At 66.1% G+C, this 19,975-nt stretch carries 18 protein-coding genes and 1 pseudogene; 6 read left to right on the forward strand and 13 right to left on the reverse strand.

The features are described 5' to 3' along the window. Positions 1-10: 10 nt before the first annotated feature. Both G5S35_RS00295 and G5S35_RS00300 read left to right on the forward strand, forming a co-directional pair. Positions 11-1,345 (forward strand): annotated as a pseudogene (locus tag G5S35_RS00295) (ATP-binding protein); the annotation flags it as partial. Between the two features lie 157 nt (positions 1,346-1,502). After that, on the forward strand, positions 1,503-2,045 hold the full coding sequence (locus G5S35_RS00300) for a response regulator transcription factor (protein ID WP_065061871.1): 543 nt from the start codon (positions 1,503-1,505) through the stop codon (positions 2,043-2,045). Positions 2,046-2,114: 69 nt separating this feature from the next. Here the strand turns inward: G5S35_RS00300 and hslU are convergent, their stop codons facing one another. From hslU to G5S35_RS00345, 9 genes are all read right to left on the reverse strand, one after another. After that, positions 2,115-3,473 carry an ATP-dependent protease ATPase subunit HslU gene (gene hslU / locus G5S35_RS00305; protein WP_065061873.1) on the reverse strand — a complete coding sequence of 453 codons (1,359 nt, stop codon included), beginning with the start codon at positions 3,471-3,473 and terminating at the stop codon, positions 2,115-2,117. A 35-nt stretch (positions 3,474-3,508) separates the two neighbouring features. Next, a complete protein-coding gene (hslV, locus tag G5S35_RS00310; RefSeq protein WP_065061875.1) occupies positions 3,509-4,045 on the reverse strand; it encodes an ATP-dependent protease subunit HslV in 537 nt (178 codons plus the stop codon). Between the two features lie 360 nt (positions 4,046-4,405). Continuing rightward, positions 4,406-4,825 carry an RNA polymerase-binding protein DksA gene (dksA, locus tag G5S35_RS00315; protein ID WP_065061877.1) on the reverse strand — a complete coding sequence of 140 codons (420 nt, stop codon included), beginning with the start codon at positions 4,823-4,825 and terminating at the stop codon, positions 4,406-4,408. 648 nt (positions 4,826-5,473) lie between these two features. Then, positions 5,474-6,580 (reverse strand): CobW family GTP-binding protein, encoded by a 1,107-nt coding sequence (locus G5S35_RS00320; protein ID WP_181440923.1) that lies wholly within the window; start codon positions 6,578-6,580, stop codon positions 5,474-5,476. A gap of 258 nt (positions 6,581-6,838) precedes the next feature. Beyond that, positions 6,839-8,044: a class I SAM-dependent rRNA methyltransferase gene (locus G5S35_RS00325; protein WP_065061881.1), complete on the reverse strand. Its 1,206-nt coding sequence runs from the start codon at positions 8,042-8,044 to the stop codon at positions 6,839-6,841. Positions 8,045-8,188: 144 nt separating this feature from the next. Beyond that, positions 8,189-9,127 carry a tyrosine recombinase XerC gene (gene xerC, locus G5S35_RS00330; RefSeq protein WP_176079467.1) on the reverse strand — a complete coding sequence of 313 codons (939 nt, stop codon included), beginning with the start codon at positions 9,125-9,127 and terminating at the stop codon, positions 8,189-8,191. Between the two features lie 29 nt (positions 9,128-9,156). Further along, positions 9,157-9,858 (reverse strand): DUF484 family protein, encoded by a 702-nt coding sequence (locus tag G5S35_RS00335; RefSeq protein WP_074982938.1) that lies wholly within the window; start codon positions 9,856-9,858, stop codon positions 9,157-9,159. A 131-nt stretch (positions 9,859-9,989) separates the two neighbouring features. Then, complete coding sequence (gene dapF, locus G5S35_RS00340) at positions 9,990-10,856, reverse strand: diaminopimelate epimerase (RefSeq protein ID WP_065061887.1); 867 nt, start codon at positions 10,854-10,856, stop codon at positions 9,990-9,992. Between the two features lie 60 nt (positions 10,857-10,916). Continuing rightward, positions 10,917-11,804, reverse strand: a complete 888-nt coding sequence (locus G5S35_RS00345) for a lipid A biosynthesis lauroyl acyltransferase (RefSeq protein ID WP_065061889.1) — start codon at positions 11,802-11,804, stop codon at positions 10,917-10,919. A gap of 268 nt (positions 11,805-12,072) precedes the next feature. On the opposite strand from G5S35_RS00345, the gene metK reads away from it, so the two are divergent. Further along, complete coding sequence (gene metK, locus G5S35_RS00350; protein ID WP_065061891.1) at positions 12,073-13,260, forward strand: methionine adenosyltransferase; 1,188 nt, start codon at positions 12,073-12,075, stop codon at positions 13,258-13,260. Between the two features lie 103 nt (positions 13,261-13,363). On the opposite strand, the gene G5S35_RS00355 is transcribed toward metK, so the two are convergent. Beyond that, positions 13,364-13,720 (reverse strand): hypothetical protein, encoded by a 357-nt coding sequence (locus G5S35_RS00355; RefSeq protein ID WP_065061893.1) that lies wholly within the window; start codon positions 13,718-13,720, stop codon positions 13,364-13,366. Positions 13,721-14,289: 569 nt separating this feature from the next. On the opposite strand from G5S35_RS00355, the gene G5S35_RS00360 reads away from it, so the two are divergent. Then, the gene (locus G5S35_RS00360) at positions 14,290-15,054 is read left to right on the forward strand and encodes a phytanoyl-CoA dioxygenase family protein (RefSeq protein ID WP_183038450.1); all 765 of its coding nucleotides are present in this window, start codon (positions 14,290-14,292) and stop codon (positions 15,052-15,054) included. Positions 15,055-15,140: 86 nt separating this feature from the next. Here G5S35_RS00360 and G5S35_RS00365 read toward each other — a convergent pair whose 3' ends face one another. Next, entirely contained in the window at positions 15,141-15,347 is a 207-nt protein-coding gene (locus G5S35_RS00365) for a DUF3185 family protein (protein ID WP_065061896.1), read from the reverse strand. 228 nt (positions 15,348-15,575) lie between these two features. Between G5S35_RS00365 and mgrA the strand changes: the two genes are divergently transcribed. After that, positions 15,576-16,619, forward strand: a complete 1,044-nt coding sequence (mgrA, locus tag G5S35_RS00370) for an L-glyceraldehyde 3-phosphate reductase (RefSeq protein ID WP_124260919.1) — start codon at positions 15,576-15,578, stop codon at positions 16,617-16,619. Between the two features lie 188 nt (positions 16,620-16,807). Beyond that, positions 16,808-17,893 carry a fatty acid desaturase family protein gene (locus G5S35_RS00375; protein ID WP_237181303.1) on the forward strand — a complete coding sequence of 362 codons (1,086 nt, stop codon included), beginning with the start codon at positions 16,808-16,810 and terminating at the stop codon, positions 17,891-17,893. Positions 17,894-18,059: 166 nt separating this feature from the next. Here G5S35_RS00375 and G5S35_RS00380 read toward each other — a convergent pair whose 3' ends face one another. Both G5S35_RS00380 and G5S35_RS00385 read right to left on the reverse strand, forming a co-directional pair. Beyond that, positions 18,060-18,245, reverse strand: a complete 186-nt coding sequence (locus G5S35_RS00380) for a hypothetical protein (RefSeq protein WP_065061901.1) — start codon at positions 18,243-18,245, stop codon at positions 18,060-18,062. Between the two features lie 351 nt (positions 18,246-18,596). Beyond that, complete coding sequence (locus tag G5S35_RS00385) at positions 18,597-19,889, reverse strand: MFS transporter (protein WP_183038451.1); 1,293 nt, start codon at positions 19,887-19,889, stop codon at positions 18,597-18,599. Positions 19,890-19,975: the final 86 nt, after the last annotated feature.

Consider the following 19,975-nt stretch of genomic DNA (forward strand, 5'->3'; position numbering starts at 1 on the left):
AACTGACAGCATGCATCGAATAACCGTCAGTGCTCGCGTCAATCTCAGCCATCTGTTCTGGCTGCGCAGTCTCGCCATCATCGGCCAGCTCTGCACGATTGCGTTCGTGCAATTTTTCTTCGGCGTGCAATTGCCGCTGCCTGCCATGCTGTTCGTGATCGCCCTCGAAGTGGCGTTCAACGGCGTCACCTGGCTGCGCGTCACGCAGGATCGTCCCGAATCCAATCTCGAACTGTTCGGCCAGATCTGGGTCGACCTCGGCGCGCTCTCGGCGCTGCTGTTTCTGTCGGGCGGCACGACCAATCCGTTCGTCTCGCTCTATCTGCCTTCGCTCGCCATCGCGGCGGCCGTGCTGCCCTGGTATCTCACGGCGTGGCTCGCGTGCTTCGCGGTGGCCTGCTATGTGCTGCTCGGCTTCGACAACGTACCGCTCAATCTCGACAACCCGTCGAACCTGTTCGATTACTACCGCGCCGGCACGTGGGTGAACTTCATGGTGAGCGTGGCGCTCATCGTCTGGTTCGTCGCGCGGATGTCGCGCGCGTTGCGCCAGCGCGAATACGCGCTCGCCGACGCGCAGCAGCGTCTCCTGCGCGACGAACGCGCGGTCGCGCTCGGCGTGCAGGCGGCCACGGTCGCGCACGAGATCGGCACGCCGCTCTCCACCATTTCCATGCTCACCGAAGAGCTGCGCGACATCGCGCGCACCGACCAGGGCCTCGCGCCCTACGGCGCCGACCTCGAACTGCTCGACAAGCAGATCACGCTCTGTACCTCGGCGCTCGCGCGCCTGCGCAGCCGCGCCTCGTCGGCGGGCAGCCGTCAGTTCGTGGGCGAATGGCTCGGGCCGTTCGTCGAGCAATGGCGGCTGCGCCATCCGCACGTGAAGTTCGAGCTGCAGGGCGAACCGCCCGCCGACCTGAGCCTCGACGACACCGTTGCGGTCGGCCAGATCCTCACCATTCTGCTCGACAACGCCGCGCGCGCGAGCCGCGACTTCGTTTCGCTTCGCGCGTATCCGTCGCCGCGCCTGAACGACTTTATCGATTTTGAAGTCTGCGACGCGGGGCCGGGCATTCCGGCTTCACTGCGCGCCTCGCTGGGCGCCGCGCCCGTTGACAGCACACAGGGCGGTCACGGCGTTGGGCTCTATCTGGCGTTTTCGTCGGCGGCGCGGCTGGGCGGTTCGATCGAACTGACCGACGCGACGACGGCGGGCGCGGCGTCCGAGGGCGGCGCGTCCGAAGGGAGCAGTGGAGGAGTCGCAGCGAGTGCTGCGGCCGCGGTGGGCGGCGGCACGCGCGCGCGCAAGGCGCGCGGCACGCGTGCGGTGCTGCGGGTGCCTGTGAAAACGGGCGGCCCGGCACAGGCGCCGGCATCGCCGGGCGAGACGGACCAGGTTGCGGGCTCGCGCGATGGCGCGGCGGCCAAGGGTCCGGATATTGAATCAGGCGAGGGGCCGGCCCGGCCCGACGCGGCCTAAACAACACGGAGAAAGTGGCATGAGCGATATGAATTTTCTGGTGATCGACGACGACGAAGTCTTCTCCGACATCCTGACGCGCGGTCTCACGCGACGCGGTTATCAGGTCCAGCAGGCGCACAACGCCGACGAGGCGGTGCGTTTCGCCAACCAGCAGAAGTTTGCGCAAATCACCGTCGACCTGCATCTGGGCAACGACTCGGGCCTGTCGCTGATCGCGCCGCTGCGCGACCTGCAGCCCGACGCACGCATGCTGGTGCTCACGGGTTACGCGAGCATCGCCACGGCGGTGCAGGCGGTGAAAGACGGCGCGGACAACTATCTGGCCAAGCCCGCGAACGTCGAAATGATTCTCTCGGCACTGCAAAGCGACGCGAGCGCGCTGCAAGCCGAAGCGGCCATCGAGCATCCCACGCCGCTGTCGGTTGCGCGCCTCGAATGGGAGCACATCCAGCGCGTGCTGGCCGAGCACGGCGGCAACATCTCCGCAACGGCGCGCGCGCTCAACATGCACCGCCGCACGCTGCAACGCAAGCTCGCGAAGCGGCCGGTCAAGCAGTAAGCGTCACGGCGCAGCCATGAAAAAAGCCCTGCATTGCAGGGCTTTTTTCGTTGGCGAGACGCTTGAAGGTCAGAGCACGTAGCGCGACAGATCTTCGTCCTGCGCCACTTCGCCGAGCGCCTTGTCGACGTAGGCGGCGTCCACCGTCACGCTCTGGCCCGCGTGGTTGCCGGCCGCGAACGACACGTCTTCCAGCAGCTTTTCGATGACCGTATAGAGGCGGCGCGCGCCGATGTTTTCGGTCTTCTCGTTGACCGAGTAGGCGATTTCCGCGAGGCGGCGAATGCCGTCTTCCGCGAAGTCGAGCTGCACGTCTTCGGTCGCGAGCAGCGCCTGATACTGCTTCACGAGGCTGGCGTCGGTCGAGACGAGAATCGCTTCGAAGTCCTTCACGGACAGCGATTCCAGTTCCACGCGAATCGGGAAACGGCCCTGCAATTCGGGGATCAAATCGCTCGGCTTCGACAGATGGAACGCACCGCTCGCGATGAACAGGATGTGATCGGTCTTGATCATCCCGTACTTCGTGTTGATGGTGGTGCCTTCCACGAGCGGCAGCAGATCGCGCTGCACGCCCTGGCGCGAGACTTCGCCGCCACCGCTGCCTTCGTTGTTGCGCGAGGCGATCTTGTCGATTTCGTCGAGGAACACGATGCCGTTCTGCTCGACGTTCTGCACGGCCTTCTGCTTGACCTCTTCGTCGTTGAGCATCTTGGCCGCTTCTTCGTCGGTGATCAGCTTGAGCGCTTCCTTGACCTTCACCTTGCGGCGCGTTTTCTTGCCGCCGCCGAGGTTGGCGAACATCGAACGGATCTGCTCGGTCATGTCTTCCATGCCCGGCGGCCCCATGATGTCCATGCCCGCTTGCGGCATCTCGACGTCGAGTTCGATTTCCTTGTCGTCGAGCTGGCCTTCGCGCAGGCGCTTGCGGAAGGTCTGGCGCGTGGCGTTGTCGCCGCCGTCGGCCGGCGCCGACGCCGACGCATCCGACGAACCGAAGCCGACCGGGCGCGCGCTCGGCAGCAGGATGTCGAGAATGCGGTCTTCGGCCTGATCGGTTGCCTTGCTGCGCACCTTGCGCATTTCCGTTTCGCGCGTCTGCTTCACGGCGATTTCGATCAGGTCGCGCACGATGCTGTCGACGTCGCGGCCCACGTAGCCCACTTCGGTGAACTTGGTGGCTTCGATCTTGATGAAGGGCGCGTCGGCGAGCTTCGCCAGACGGCGCGCGATTTCGGTCTTGCCGACGCCCGTCGGCCCGATCATGAGAATGTTCTTCGGCGTGATTTCCTGGCGCAGCGGGTCGGCGACCTGCTGGCGGCGCCAGCGGTTGCGCAGCGCGACGGCCACGGCCTTCTTCGCTTTCGCCTGGCCGATGATGTGCTTGTCGAGTTCCGAGACGATCTCGGCGGGGGTCATGGTGCTCATCCTGATTCCTTCTCGTCGGTTCGGTCTGGGTACGCTTACTCGATCGTCTCGATCACGCGGTTGTGATTCGTGTAGATACACATGTCGCCGGCGATTTCGAGCGATTTTTCGACGATCTCGCGCGGCGAGAGGTCGGTGTTCTGCATGAGCGCGCGGGCCGCGGCCTGCGCATACGCACCGCCCGAACCGATGGCGCAGATGCCTTCTTCGGGATCGAGCACGTCGCCGTTGCCGGTGATGACGAGCGTGGTGCTGGCGTCGGCGGCGATCAGCATCGCTTCGAGACGACGCAGCATGCGGTCGGTGCGCCAGTCCTTCGCGAGCTCGACGGCCGCGCGGGTGAGATTGCCTTGATGCTTTTCGAGCTTGGCTTCGAAGCGGTCGAGCAGCGAGAACGCGTCGGCGGTGCCGCCGGCGAAGCCGACCATGACCTTGCCGCCGTAGATGCGCCGCACCTTCTTCGCGCCACCCTTCATGACGATGTTGCCGAGGGTGACCTGACCGTCGCCGCCGAGGGCGACCTTGTCGCCGCGTCGCACCGATACGATGGTCGTGCCGTGATATTGCTCCATGTGCGTTCCTTTTTACCGTTGATGCCAGCGTGTTGCGTGGACTTCGCACGGCGGCATGTGCGCCGCGCTTGCGGATCCGGTGACGCGCCGTACGCGGCGCGAGGCGCGCGAGCGGGCGTGTCGGTAGAAGTTTAGGGCGGCAGCGGGCAGTTCAAGGTCTGACAGCGCAGAAAAGCCGTGTCGGCATGCGATCCGGCGTGACGCTCAGGTCGTTCGCGAGGCGCGAAGCAATGAGGGAGGGAACGGGAAAGCGCGGGCGGGGAGGAAGCGAAACGCAAATGAAAAAGCGCACGGGACTCCGTGCGCTTCGAAAGAAGGCAGTCGATCCGGCACGCGCCGCGCGGCGCCGCCGGCGGCCAATCAGTCGCCGAACAGCTTCTGGCGCAGTTCGCGACGCTCTTGCGCTTCGAGCGAGAGCGTGGCGGTCGGGCGCGCGAGCATACGCGGGATGCCGATCGGCTCGCCCGTTTCCTCGCACCAGCCGTAGTCGCCGGAGTCGATGCGCGCGAGCGACTGCTGCACCTTCTTCAGCAGCTTGCGCTCGCGGTCGCGCGTGCGCAGTTCGAGCGCGTGCTCTTCTTCGATCGTCGCGCGGTCGGCCGGATCGGGAACGATCACGGTTTCGCGCAGATTCTCGGTGGTCTGGCCCGCATTGCGGAGGATTTCCGCCTGCAGCTGTTCGAGCCGGTTCTTGAAGAAGGCGAGCTGATCCTCGTTCATGTAATCCTTGTCGCTCATCTTCAGGATTTCGGCTTCGGTCAAGAGTCGTTTCGTCGTCATCTGGCTTGCTTCTTCAATGAGTGAGGCAAAACTGGCACATCTTGCCTGCACTTGGGTGTTGCCCGCAGTGGCTTTGACCACGTTTGGCGCGCGCTGCTCGCGCGTCAAACTGCGCGCTGGCGGGCACGACGGTGCATTGTCGGTGACGCCTGAGCGCCGCTGCGGGGCCGAACTCCTCTGGAAACCGTTCTTCAGATGCTCCTGAGGCATATTTCGTACCGGCTGCGCGCTGCGACGCGATGCGCGGCCGGGGAGGCGCGTTTTTTCCGGATAGCTTATCGAGCTATTTCCGGCGGGCGCCCTGTCTTCCAGTGGGGCCGTATTGTAACCGAACCGCAAACTCGCGCCGCAAGCGGGAAATCCCTGCGTCGGCGGCATTCGTCTGGCGGTCGATATCCAGAAAATATAACGCGCCAATCGTGAAAAAGCGATGGTCGGGTACGTTATTTGACGCTCGATGCGTGAATCGGCGCCGGAAAGGCGCTTTTGAGGCCGCCAGGAGGCGCGTTAGGCGCACTTGCGAGCGGGTTTTCGCTGGCGCCGGCCGTGAACTCGCGCGCTGTCAGGCCTTCGTTCGCCAGACGATCGTGGCGCGCACAAACAAAAACGCCCGGCGCGAAGCCGGGCGTCGCATTCAGCGCGCGTCGCTTACTTCACGAGGCAGGCGTCGAGGCCGTCGGTGATCAGGTCCTGCGGCAGTTCGATACCGATGAACACCATCTTGCTGGTCTTCTTCTCGACCGGCAGCCACTTGGCCGCGAGGTCGCTGCCCATCATCTGGTGCACGCCCTGGAACACCACCTTGCGGTCCACGCCCTTCATGTAGAGCACGCCCTTGTAGCGCAGCAGGCGCTCGCCGTAGATCTGCAGGATGCCGCCGAGGAAGTCCTCGAGGCGGTTCGGATCGAACGGCTTGTCGCTGCGGTAGACGAACGACTTGATCTTGTCGTCGTGGTGCGCATGGTGGTGGTGATGGCCGTGGTCGTGGCCTTCGTGCGTGCACTTGCCGTGGTCGTGATCGCAATCGGCGTGGTCGCCGTGCTCGTGGCCGTGGCCGTGTTCATGGCCGTGATCGTGATGATCGTGCGCGTGGTCGTGCTCGTCTTCGGCGAGGAAGTCGGGATCGATTTCGAGCTTGGCGTTCAGGTTGAAGCCGCGCAGATCGAACACTTCCTTGATGTCCGCTTCGCCGAAATTCACCTCGCGCACCTGCGCCTTCGGGTTCATGTGCAGCACGCGGTGACGCAGGTCGGCGACTTCCTTCGCGTCGACGAGGTCGGCCTTCGTGATGAACAGGCGGTCGGCGAAACCGACCTGGCGCTGCACCACTTCGTGCTCGTCGAGCTGCTTGTTGCCGTGCTTGGCGTCGACCAGCGTGATGATCGCGTCGAGCAGGAATTCGTCGGCGATCTCGTTATCCATGAAGAAGGTCTGCGCGACCGGACCCGGATTCGCGAGGCCCGTGGTCTCGATCACGACGCGCTCGAAGTCGAGCTTGCCGTCGCGCTTTTGCTGCGCGAGGTCGGCGAGCACGCGCGAGAGGTCGCCGCGGATCGTGCAGCAGATGCAGCCGTTGCTCATCTGGATGATCTGCTCGTTGCTGTCCTGCACGAGAATTTCGTTGTCGATATTCTCTTCGCCGAATTCGTTCTCGATCACGGCGATCTTCATGCCGTGGTTTTCGCCGAGGATGCGCTTGAGCAGCGTGGTCTTGCCGCTGCCGAGGAAGCCGGTCAGGATGGTGACGGGAATCATGCTGTTTGCCATGCTCTTTGCCTGGTAAGTGTCTCGTATGGGCGGCGCGGCGCAAGCGCCCGCGTGCCGGAATCTCGCGGTGTTACAACATAACCACCTATTGGAACATATCTGCGGCGAGGGCGCTGGCGCGGCTTCGATTCAAGGGCGACGCGAAGGCGATTCGGGGTCGAATCCGCGCTTCGGGTCCGCACTTCGAGTTCATATCGATGATGCCCGCGCGCGCCGCTCGCGAACCCAGCCGCAGATAAGGCCGCTTCAGGCGATTTGCAACAGCAGGCCCTTCAGATACTCGCCTTCCGGGAACGCCGTGAGCAGCGGATGATCGACGCCCGCGCCGAGGCGCTTGATGATGCGCGCATCGACCTTCGCGTCGGCGGCCGCGCCCGCGACGATCTTCTGGAACAGCTCCGCGTCGATCGCGCCCGAGCACGAATACGTGAACAGCAGGCCGCCCGGACGCAGCAGCTTGAAACCGGTCAGATTGATGTCCTTGTAGGCACGCGCGGCGCGGTCCACGTGCTCGCGCGACGCCGCGAACTTCGGCGGATCGAGCACCACGAGGTCGAAGCGCTCGCCTTCTTCGTGCAGACGGCGCAGCGTCTTGAACGCGTCGGCGTCGAGCCAGGTGGCGCGCCCGGCGTCGAAGCCGTTGGCCTGCACGTTCTTCTGCGCGGTGTTCAGCGCCTCGCCCGACGAGTCGATCGACACCACGCGTTTCGCGCCGCCCTTCATCGCCGCGAGCGAGAAGCCGCCCGTGTAGCAGAAGCAGTTGAGCACGTCGCGGTCTTGCGCACAGGTCTGCACGAGCGCGCGGTTGTCGCGCTGATCGACATAGAAACCGGTCTTGTGGCCGTTGCGCACGTCGACGTGATAACGCACGCCGTTTTCGTTCGCGATGATCGTTTCGGGCGGTTCGTCGCCGGCGAGCAGGCCGGTGATCTGTTCGAGCCCTTCCTTGTCGCGGATCGAGACGTCCGAGCGCTCGTAGACGTTCGGGCAGCCGGTCGCCGAGGTCAGCGCGTTGACGATCGCCTCCTTCCACGCCTCGACGCCCGCCGCCATGAACTGGCAGACGAGCTGGCCGCGCGGGTTCTGCGCGACGTCTTCGGTGTACCAGTCGACGATCAGGCCGGGCAGACCGTCCGCCTCGCCGAAGATCAGACGCACGGCGCCGGTGTCGCGCACCATCGCCTGACGATGGGCGAGCGCGCGCTGCACGCGGCGCTTGAAGAACGCGTGGTCGATGGGTTCGCTTTCGTCGAAGCTCCAGACGCGCGCGCGGATCTGCGAATGCGGGCTGTAGGCGGCGCGCGCGAGGAAGCGGCCGTCGTGGGCGCGCACGATCACCGTGGCGCCGGACGCGGGCTTGCCTTCGACGCGGTCGATCGCGTTCGCGTAGACCCAGGGATGGCGGCGCAGCAGGGATTTTTCTTTCGACGGCTTGAGGGTGACGATATTCATGATGGCTTCGCTAAAGGTGATGCGGCGGCGGGCGTTGCGCCTGCCGCTTGCGGGCGCGCCGCGTGTCGCTCAGGATCACGCGCGCGCCGGAGTGTTCGGGCCGGTCGCGGCGGAGGCCGCTTGATTGCCTCCGTCTGATTGCCCCTAATCGCGCTTCTTCGCGCGTGGATGGGCGTTGTCGTAGACCTTGGCGAGATGCTGGAAATCGAGCGACGTGTAGACCTGCGTGGCCGAAATGCTCGCATGGCCCAGCAGTTCCTGCACGGCGCGCAGATCGCCGCTCGATTGCAGCAGATGCGTGGCGAACGAGTGCCGCAGCACGTGCGGATGCACGTTCGCCGGAATGCCCGCCGCGAGCGCCGCGCGCTTGACGCGCTCGCGCACCACGCCCGGCGCCATGCGGTTGCCGCGCACGGAGACGAACAGCGGCGCGTCGTCGTGCTTGATCCAGGCGTCGCGCACCGCGAGCCAGGCGTCGAGCGCGGCGAGCGCCTTGCTGCCGACCGGCACGACGCGATGGCGGTTGCCCTTGCCGTGCACTTCGACTTCGGCGGCGTCGCGCTTGAACCAGCTCGACGACTCGTAACCGTCGCGGCGGATGTAGCGCACGTCGAGTCCGACCAGTTCCGCGAGGCGCAGGCCCGACGAGTAAAACAGTTCGAGCATCGCGTGGTCGCGCAGCGTTTCGAGGCTGTCCGCGCCTGTGCTCGCGGGATTCGGCGCCTCCATGAGGCGCGTGGCGTCGTCGACGGACAGCGCCTTGGGCAGCGTCTTCGCGCGCTTGGGCGCACGCACGGCGGCGACGGGATTTGCGTCGAGCTCGACACGCCCCGCATACCAGCGATAGAACGCGCGCCACGCCGACAGCCGGTGCGCGATCGAGCGCGCCGCGAGGCCGCCCGCGTGCGCGCGCGCCACCGCGCCGCGCACCTCGGCGGCTTCGACGCGTTCGAGCGGCCGGCCCTTGGCGAGCGTCTTCAGCTCGTCGAGTTCGTGCGCGTAGGCGCGCAGCGTGTGCGCCGACAGGCGGCGCACGTGCTCGAGCTCGGCAAGGTAGTCGGCGATCGGATCGGGCGCGTTCACGGCTTCAGTGCGAATTCAGTGCGGCTGCGTCAGTGCGGCAGCAGGCGCGAGAGCGCCGCGCTCGCGAGCGTGCCGATCTGGCGCAGGAAATCGGTGGCCATGCCGTCGTGGAAGCGGCGCGGATCGGGCGAGCCGAGCACGATCAGCCCGAACGCGTCGCCGCTCGGGTCGCCTTCCTCGTCGTTCGCGCGGCGGCGCAGCGCGACGATCGCGACCGACTGCGTCGGCTGCTCCTCGCCTTCGGCGCCCGGCGCGGCGGCGAGCCACTGCGCGGCTTCGAAGCCGGTGTTCGCGCCGCAATACGGCACGTCGAGGCTGTTGGCGAACAGGCGCACTTCCTCGCCCGTGTGCTTCGCGAAGTCCGCTTGCGCATAGGCGTCGGCGACGTCCCAGACGCGCAGGGCCGCGAGCGGCACGTCGAATTCGGCGCGCAATTGCCCGGCGATCGTGCGCGGCAGCGCATGCGGATCGCGCTCGGCGACCACCTGCGAAGTCCAGCGCACGAAGCGCGCGGCGATGCCGTCGTTCTCGTGGCCGTAGCGCAGCAGCTCGGCGAGGCGCAGTTCGAGGTGCTTGTTCTTTTCGCGCAGCATTTCCATCTGGCGCTCCTGCAGCGACACGGCGGCCTTGCCGTGCGGATTGCCGAGCTTGATCGTCGCCAGCAGTTCGGCGTGCTCGACGAAGAAATCGGGGTGGGCGAGCAGGTAGTCGGCGACTTCGCGATCGTTCATGTTGTAGACGCTTTCGGTGAAGAAGCGGCGCGCGGCGGCGCGCCATGCGTGATGCGATGCTGCGGTGCTTCTGATGTGTACTGCCGATGGGTGTTGCGTGTGCCGCAGTGGCTCGGGCGGCCCGAGCCGACTCAGACCGTCAGCTCGATCTCGCCTTCGAAGACGGTCGTGGCCGGACCGGCCATGAAGAGCGACGCGTTTTCGTCGCGCGCGCCGTCCCAGTCGATCGTGAGCGTGCCGCCGTGCGTGTGCACCTTCACGGGCGTATCGAGCAGACCGCGGCGAATGCCCGCCGCCACCGCCGCGCACGCACCCGTGCCGCACGCGAGCGTTTCGCCCGCGCTGCGCTCGAACACGCGCAGACGCACTTCGGTGCGCGACACGATTTCCATGAAACCGGCGTTGACCTTGTTCGGGAAGCGCGCATGCGTTTCGACGAGCGGACCTTCCGTGAGCACCGGATACGCCTCGACGTCATCGACCACCTGCACCGCATGGGGATTGCCCATCGACACGGCCGAGATCCAGCGCGTCTCGCCGTTCACGTCGATCGGCCAGAGCGTGTCGTTGCCTTCGCGGCGGCCTTCGAGACCGCTCGCGTCGAACGGCAGACGCGCCGGTTCGAACACCGGGCTGCCCATGTCGACCACGACTTCGCCGTTCGGCTGCATGGCGGGCGAGATGATGCCGTTCTGCACCTGCACGCGGATGCGGTCCGCCGTGGTGAGCTTGCGATCGCGCACGAATTTCACGAAGCAGCGCGCGCCGTTGCCGCAATGCTCGACCTCGCCGCCGTCGCAATTGAAGATGCGATAGCGGAAGTCGACGCCGTCGACGGTCGGCTTTTCGACCAGCAGCAACTGATCGGCGCCGACGCCGAAGTGGCGGTCGGCGAGCGCGCGCACGCGCTCGGGCGTGAGCGCGAGGTCTTCGCTGTAGCCGTCGAGCACGACGAAGTCGTTGCCCGCGCCGTGCATCTTGGTGAATTTGAGTTTCATGCCGTTATTGTAAGCGACGCGCGGACCCGCGCCCGCGCGCCTTCGGTCGTGGCGAGACGCTTACGAGTAGACGCTCGGTTCGCCGGGCGGCCGCGTCTTGAAGCGCTTGTGCACCCAGTAATACTGCTCGGGAATGCGCGGAATCTGCTCTTCGAGGAAGGCGTTCATGCGGCGCGCGTCTTCCTCGTCGTTGCCGGTCGGGTAATTGTCCCAAGGTTTGAAGATTTTCAGCCGATAACCTTTGTAATTGGGCAGCACCTCGCCGATGAACGGCACGACCTGCGCATGGCCCACTTTCGCGAGACGCCCGACCGCCGTGAGCGTGCACGCGGGCACGCCGAAGAAGGGCACGAAGGTGGAATTGCGCATGCCGTAGTCCATGTCGGCGCCGAGCATCACGGGCTTGCGGTCGCGCAGCCAGCGCAGCACGGCGCGCGCGCTGTCCGCGCGGCTGACCATTTCGGCGCCGAAGCGGCTGCGGCCGGCTTTCGCGGCGGCTTCGAACTCGGGGTTCGAGAACGGCTGATACAGCGAGCCGCACGGGCGATGCAGCGAGTAGTTCAGGAACATCGACCCCGCCTCGATCCCCACGAAATGCAGGCCGAGGAACAGCGTGGGCGGCAGATCGGGATCGGTGAGATCGACTTCGCTGTCGAGCTGGATCAGCTTTTCGAGCTTCTTCGCCGAGCCGAACCACTGCACGCTGCGCTCCATATAGCTGCGGATGGCCTGGCGGAAATGCTTGCCCGCCACGTCCTCGCGCTTCTCGTCGCTCCACTCGGGGAAGCACAGGCGCAGATTGGTGTGCACGACGCGCTTGCGGCGGCTCGGGATCTGATAAAGCAGCCAGCCAAGGCCGTCGCCGAGGCGCGCGACGAAGCCATAGGGCAAGATCGCGAACAGCTTGAGCAGGCCGATGGCGAAACGGGAGCCTAGCTTGCCGAGCATGATGCGGCTCCCAAGACTGGCGTAAACGAACTGGAGAAGGCGATTGACAACACGCGCGGCGACTCTGCGACAAATTAGGGAAGTCGCTATAATACGGGCTTCGCCGAGTTAACTGACAACTTGCGGGGCGAAGCCGGTTTGCCGCACATCGTTCTTTTCGACCGATCTGCAGGCGCGCCGGTCCGGTAATCCGCTAAAGCGTCGCCGCTTCGAGGCCCGAAGCTGGCAACGTGAGTACCACCGTCACCAGCTACAAGGAGCCTTACACGTGGCAAACGATTATTTCTTCACCTCCGAATCCGTTTCGGAAGGCCATCCGGACAAGGTCGCCGACCAGATCTCGGACGCGATTCTCGACGCCATCCTTACGCAAGACAAATACTCGCGCGTTGCAGCGGAAACGCTCTGCAACACGGGTCTCGTCGTGCTCGCCGGTGAAATCACCACCACGGCCAACGTCGATTACATCCAGGTCGCGCGCGACACGATCAAGCGCATCGGCTACGACAACACCGACTACGGCATCGACTACCGCGGCTGCGCGGTGCTCGTCGCCTACGACAAGCAGTCGCCGGACATCGCCCAGGGCGTGGACCGCGCGCACGACAACAATCTCGATCAAGGTGCGGGCGACCAGGGCCTGATGTTCGGTTATGCGTGCGACGAAACGCCCGAGCTGATGCCGCTGCCGATCCACCTTTCGCACCGTCTGGTCGAGCGCCAGTCGAACCTGCGCCGCGACGGCCGTCTGCCCTGGCTGCGTCCGGACGCGAAGTCGCAGGTCACCGTGCGCTACGTCGACGGCAAGCCGCACGCGATCGACACGGTCGTGCTGTCCACGCAGCACTCGCCGGACATCGACCTCGGCACGCTGCGCGAAGCCGTGATCGAAGAAGTCATCAAGCCCGTCCTGCCGGCCGACCTGATCAAGGGCGACATCAAGTTCCTCGTGAACCCGACCGGCCGTTTCGTGATCGGTGGCCCGCAAGGCGACTGCGGTCTCACGGGCCGCAAGATCATCGTCGACACGTACGGCGGCGCAGCTCCGCACGGCGGCGGCGCGTTCTCGGGCAAGGATCCGTCGAAGGTCGACCGTTCGGCTGCCTACGCCGGCCGTTACGTCGCGAAGAACATCGTGGCCGCCGGCCTCGCGTCGCGCTGCCTGATTCAGGTCTCGTACGCGATCGGCGTGGCCGAGCCGACCTCGGTCATGGTCAACACGTTCGGCACCGGCAAGGTTTCGGACGCGACCATCACGAAGCTCGTGCGCGAACACTTCGACCTGCGTCCGAAGGGCATCATCCAGATGCTCGACCTGCTGCGTCCGATCTACGAAAAGACCGCTGCTTACGGCCACTTCGGCCGCGAAGAGCCGGAATTCTCGTGGGAAGCCACCGACAAGGCGCTCGCGCTGGCTGAAGCCGCCGGCACGGAACCCGTCGTCGCGCTGGCGTAAGCACGCTGCGTCGTTCGATGCCGCACAAGCGGCGTCGCACGCGCCATGAAAAACCCCGCAGGGCTCGCGCCCGTGCGGGGTTTTGTTTTTCTGCGCGTGTCTTTTAACGCATCGCGAAACCGAACCAGCCTTCGCTGCTCGCGCCCATGCGGCGCGGCCGGCGCGTGTTGCGCGCCGTATGGACGGTCGAGGGCGCGGCGAGCGTGCGCAGCGTCGTGTTCGGACGATAGAGCAGCGTGCGCAGCGAGAAGTGGCGCGAACCGGCGCGCTGACGCAGCACCGAGAAGAACGCGTGGAACCAGGCGCGCATGCCGTCGACGGGGCGCGCTTCACGCACGTGCTGGGCGAGCGCGTGCGTGCGTGCGGCGTGATGGCGCAGCGCGCGGACGACATGACGGCGGGGGCGCGCGGCCTTCAGTGCGGCGCGAGTCATACGGCGAGTATCGAAAAGGGTATGCATGGCGTGTGCGGAATCGGGTTCGGTGTGCGCCTCGCGCGACGTGATGCTTCGAGCACCAAACGTGCCTGTTTGCAGGGAAGTCACGATAGCGGAATTCGCGCGGCGAGACGCTGGGCGTGCGCAAGGCGAAAGAGTGAGCGCGGGGATCGGCCCGAAGAGGCGAGCGCCTTGCTGGGCAAGGTCTGGCTGGCGGTCCGTCCGCGCATTGGAGGTGAAGTGCGATGAAACTGCATGCGCGCAGACTACACGCGAATCGTGACGCCAGAAAGTCGGTTAATACCCGCGTGTGCTCAATAAAGAGGCATGTCATCGCGCCCTTTCTCGCCATCGCGGTGCGCGTGCGCCATCGGCGTGCTCCGGATACGTTCGCCGCCGGCGCGGGATTGCGCACGCACACATATCATCCGGATGGCTAACGCTTGTCTCCGCCCGAGCCCGCACGCTTTACAATCGAGCGAACGGCGCAGGCTCGGGCAAACAGGCCTCGGGGCGCCGCTGCTGCGCGCCTCGCGCGTCATCGGAGCCGCTTCGGTGCGCAGCCTTCGCAGGCCTCGAATAACGGAAGTCTCATGTCAGTTCAGTCAAAGAAAGAACAGGTGCAGGCGCTGCGCGAGCGCGGTTTCGTGGTCGTGCCGGGCCTCGTCGCGCCCGAGCGTTGCGACGAGATCAAGCGCACCGCGCAGGAGCAGTTGAAGGCGGCGCAGGCGCCGGTCGAATTCGAAGCCGACCTGCGTTATCCTGGCGCGCCGGATTCGAAAGACGCGCCGGGCGGTCATACGGTGCGGCGTCTGCTCGACGCTTATGGGCGTGATCCGCAATTCGCTTCGTGGGCCACGTCGCCGGAAATCGCGGGCTGGATGGAGCTGTATTTCGGCGAGGAGCCGATGCTCTCGCGCGTGCATCACAACTGCATGATGACCAAGCATCCCGCGTACGGCAGCCTCACGGGCTGGCATCGCGACGTGCGCTACTGGTCGTTCGAGCGCGACGACCTCGTTTCCGTGTGGCTCGCGCTCGGGCCGGAAACGGTCGAGAACGGCGGCCTGTGGTTCGTGCCGGGCTCGCATACGGCGCCGTTCACGTCGTCGAGCTTCGACGCCGCCAAGTTCTTCCGCTCCGACGTGCCCGAGAATCAGGCGTGGATCGAGCAGGCCATGTCGCCCACGCTGCAAAAGGGCGACGTGGTGTTCTTCCACTGCAACACGTTGCATTCGGCCGGTCAGAACCAGAGCAACGACGTAAAGTTCTCGCTCGTCTACACCTACCACGGCGCGAGCAACGTGCCGCTGCCGGGTTCGCGCTCGGCCTCGAAGCCCGAGGTCAAGCTGGTTTGACGGTGCAGGTTCGACGATAAAGGGCGCGCGCGTCACGCATCGCGCCCTTCGTGAAACAGACGTGCCGCCGATGTAAAGCCGATGCGCTAGCGGCGGCGGCCGCTGAGCGCGAGACCGGTGAGGCCCGCAATGGTCGCGGCCACGCCGGCCACGATCAACGTCATCGTGCGGTCGGTGGGCGCGCCCGTCACGAGGCGCGAAACGTCGTTCGAGAACGAGTGAAACGACTGGCCGCCGAAGTAGAGCAGCACCACGCCGCAGGCGATCAGCGCGAACGAAACCGCTTTCATCATAAGAGACCTCCCGGGGTTGGACGGACGCCGCAGTGTAGGCGAGCCGCGCTTTGGCGTCCATGTTCGCATCCCACATGATGGGCCTCTGCACGCATCGCGCGGATTGGCTAACATGGCAGCCCGCGCGGCGTATCGAGCGGGCGCAAGCCGCTGCTGGAGCGGCATTCGCGTGTATCGGGCGCCGCCGCCGGACTTCCTGAAAACCTGTTCTCGTCGAGGATTCAAACGATGGCCTACGAAGCAGCTGCTGAACGCTATTCGGAGATGCAATACCGCTTTTGCGGCAAGTCGGGACTCAAGCTGCCGGCGCTCTCGCTCGGCCTGTGGCACAACTTCGGCGACACCACGCCGATTTCGACGCAGCGTGACATTCTGCGCACGGCCTTCGATCTCGGCGTCACGCACTTCGACCTCGCGAACAATTACGGCCCGCCGTACGGCAGCGCCGAAACCAATTTCGGCCGTATTTTCAAGGACGATTTCCGTCCGTACCGCGACGAGCTGCTGATCTCGTCGAAGGCCGGCTGGGACATGTGGCCGGGTCCGTACGGCCAGGGCGGCGGCTCGCGCAAGTACGTGCTCGCGAGCCTCGACCAGAGCCTGCAGCGCATGGGCCTCGATTACGTCGACATCTTCTACTCGCACCGTTTCGACGTGGAAACGCCGCTCGAAGAAACCGCCGGCGCGCTCGCCACGGCCGTGCAGCAGGGCAAGGCGCTGTACGTGGGCATCTCGTCGTATTCGGCGCAGAAGACGCGTGAAATGGCGAAACTGCTGGCCGAGTACAAGGTGCCGCTGCTGATTCATCAGCCGTCGTACAACCTGCTCAACCGCTGGATCGAGCACGATCTGCTCGACACGCTCGAAGACATCGGCACGGGCAGCATCGCGTTCACGCCGCTCGCGCAGGGCCTGCTCACGAACAAGTATCTGAACGGCGTGCCGGAAGATGCGCGCGTGAACCGTCCGGGCGGCGGTTCGCTCAAGAGCGAGCATCTGAGCGCGCAGAACATCGAGCACGTGCGCAAGCTCAACGAACTCGCGCAGCGTCGCGGCCAGAGCCTCGCGCAGATGGCGATCGCCTGGACGCTGCGCGGCGGCCGCGTGACCTCGGCGCTGATCGGCGCGAGCCGCGCGGAGCAGGTGCGCGAGAACGTGGCGGCGCTGAAGAACATCGAGTTTTCGGCCGAAGAGCTGGCCGAGATTGATCGTTTCGCGACCGAAGGCGGCGTGAATCTGTGGGAAAAGCCGTCGACCGATCAGCACATCTGATCGCGCGCGTCCGGTGTGCGGACGCGTGAAGATGGACGCCCGACGCCTCGCTTCATGCGAGGCGTTTTTTATTCGGCATCAACGTTGTCATGCGCGGTGACAGGCCTTGCGACGCCGAAGGCTGCGCGTCCTGGGGCTGTCACGGAGCGCTGCTAACGTCGCGGCAGTCTTTGCACTGAGGATTGCCGATGGAGTCGACGAGCGCCGTACGTACCCTGGGCGAGGCAGCGTCCGCACCGCCTGCTGCTGCGCCGCGCGCGTCCGCCGGCACGGCAGGCCGCCGCATGCCCGCACGCAAACCCGCACGCAAACCCGATCTGCGCGCCAACACCGCGCTCATCGCCGTCGCCACGCTTGCGCTCGCGTATCAGTTGTTCGGTTTGCCACTGCTGTTGCGCGCGGCGGGCGGCCCGACTTTCGCGCTGATGGCGTCGCTCGTGCCGGTCGTGCTCGCCACGCCGATCCACTGGGGATTGATTCACGAAGGCATCCACGGGCAATTGCTGCGCTCGCGACGCGCGAACGAAATCGTCGCGCGCTTGCTGGCCATCGGCATGGCGATGCCGTTCGACGCCGTGCGTTTCGGACACCTGATGCATCACCGCTTCACGCGCGAGGCGTTCGATCGTCCCGACGTCGATGATGCACACGGCCCGCGCTGGCTGCGTCGCCTCGCGTGGTACGTGCGGCTGCTTGGCGGCCTGTATGTGGGCGAACTGCTCGTGCCGCTGCTCGCGTTTCTGCCAGTGCGGCTCGCGCGCACGCTCGTCGCGCGCGGCGTGGGCACGCCCGGCGAACGCGCGAGCGCCGAGGACGTTCAGGTGCAGCGTCTTTTTGTGAATCACGCGACCGATCCGCAAAAGCGCCGCCGCGCACGGCGCGACTGGCTCTGCTCGCTGGCGCTGTATGCGTGCGCGTTCGCGCTGTACGGGAAGGCGTGGCCGGTGCTGGCCGCGGCGATGTTCGCGCGCGGCTTGTGGCTGTCGCTCGCGGATAACCTGCCGCACTACGGCGTCGCGCTCGACGAGCCGGGTCGCTCGCGCGACTTTCGGGTGCCGCGCGTGATCGGCTTGATGCTGATGAATCATCATCTGCATCGGCAACATCATCTGTATCCGACGCTGCCGTGGGTCGCGCTGCCCGCGCTCGTCGCCGACCATGATGATGCGGACGATGCCGCCGCATCCGCGACGACGCGCGAGGCGTACTGGCGCGCGGCCGCGCGTCAGCTCAAGGGATTGCAGCCGGGTGTAGGGGAGTGCGGTTTGCGCTGACATGCGCGGCAAGTAGCGCGGCACGCCCAGGCGTCCGCGCATGACGGCGCGCCTGCATGCGCCTGAGCGGACTCAAGCGCACGTCAGCCACGCCAGACAACCTCGCAGACGACGCGGAACCCCCAAACGTCCGCAGTGTCCGCGCCGTTGCGCGCCGTCTGAATCGCTACATCAGCGCCGGCAACGTTTCGACCAGCGCGACCGCGACCATGGCGCCGATCAGTGCGCCGATCACGCGCAAGGTGTTGTGCCGGAATTCGGTCGCGCAGGGCAAGGCGCCGAGAAAGAGCGCGCCGGCAAGGGCCATCGGGATGATCATCACGAAATCGCCGATCGTGAAATATCCTTCCATGCTCGTCTCCTTTTTTCGTGGGGCGGCAGGCGCGGCGCGTTCAAACGGCTTTCTTCTGTCGCACGGCGTGCGGCGCTGCGGCTGCGGGCCTGAATCGAGTATAGGTGAGGCTTGCAAACGAGACGCCTCCCACGCGTGCCGCGTGTGCGCCGCCGCACGGCCGCGCAGGCCCGTGTGGCGGGACCTCGCGGCGTCGCGACGGACACCGTGCGGTGCGCGCGCGCAGCGACTTCAGGTTACGAACAGCTTTCGATTCGATGCGTGCTGCGTCGAATGTCGCTTCGAATGCAGCTTCGAATGCGCGCTCGAATGCATCCGGGCTGCGCCGTTTGATGCACCGTTGATGCACCCTCAGCCGCCCCGCCGGACCTGACCGATCAAGCCGCGCCTTCGCGTTCGCGCGCGCAACACGCTTGCCAGCGCCAGCCCGGCCACCAGCAGCACGGCGACCAGACCCGCGACGCCGCTCCAGCCCCAGCCGGCCCAGAAGTGGCCGCCGACCGAACCCATGATGCTCGAACCCAGGTAATAGGCCAGCAAATAGAGTGCCGCGGCCTGGCCCTTGGCTTCGCGCGCGAGCCGGCCGACCCAGCCGCTCGCGACCGCGTGGCCCGCGAAGAAGCCGATCGTCAGGCACGCGATGCCCGCGGCGATCGCGTAGAGCGGCGTGAACATCGTCAGCACGACGCCCGCGAGCATCAGCGCGAGGCTCGCGATCAGCACGCGTCCGCGACCGAAGGTGTCGGCCATGCGGCCCGACCACGGCGAGGCCACCACGCCGGTCAGGTAGACGAGGAAGATCGCGCCGATGGCCGCCTGGCTCATGCTGTACGGCGGCGCGATCAGCCGGTAGCCGATGTAGTTGTAGAGCGTGACGAAGCTGCCCATCAGCACGAAACCCATCACGAACAGCACGGGCAGGCCGGGCCGTCCGAAGTGGCGGATGAGCGCCGCGCGGTGATGCGAGAAGCCGAGCCCGCGTTTGGGCACGAAATGGCGCGACGGCGGCAGCAGCGAGCGGAACGCGAACATCGAGCAGAGCCCCAGCACGCCGATCACGGCCACGGCCACGCGCCAGCCGAACAGGTCGGTGCAGATGCCGGTGATCACGCGTCCGGCCATGCCGCCGATCGCGGTGCCGCCGACGTAGAGACCCATCGAGAGGCCGAGCCCTTCGGGATGCATTTCCTCGGCGAGCCAGGCCATCGCGACTGCGGGCACGCCGCCGAGCGCGATGCCTTCGAGCGTGCGCAGCACCAGCAATGTTTCCCAGTGGGGCACGAACGCGACGGCGAGCGCCAGCAGCGACGAGGCCGTGAGCGAAGCCGTCATCATCGCGCGTCGGCTCCAGCCTTCGGAGAAGAAGCCCGCGACGAAGATCGCGCCCGCGAGCGCGGCGGTGGAAAACGAGAGCGAGAGACTGCTTTGCGCGGGGCTTACGCCGAACGTCTGCGAGAACGCGGGCAGGAGCGGCTGGACGCAGTAGAGCAGCGAAAACGTGGCGTAGCCCGCGAACAGCAGCGCGAGACTCGCGCGCCAGAAGGCGGGGCTGCCGCGCTCGATATAGGGAAGGGTCGCGCTCGGGGAAGCGGCGGAGGCGCTGCTGGGCGCGGTCTTGCGGTCGGCGCCCGGTGATGCGGTCACGACTGGAACTCCTTGCGGAAAATGGCAAAGGCGCAACGATACGCCTGTTGCACGATCCGTGCCGCGTCGATTGGCAGCGTGGGGCG

The organism is Paraburkholderia tropica, assembly GCF_014171495.1.
Classification (GTDB): Bacteria; Pseudomonadota; Gammaproteobacteria; order Burkholderiales; family Burkholderiaceae; genus Paraburkholderia; species Paraburkholderia tropica.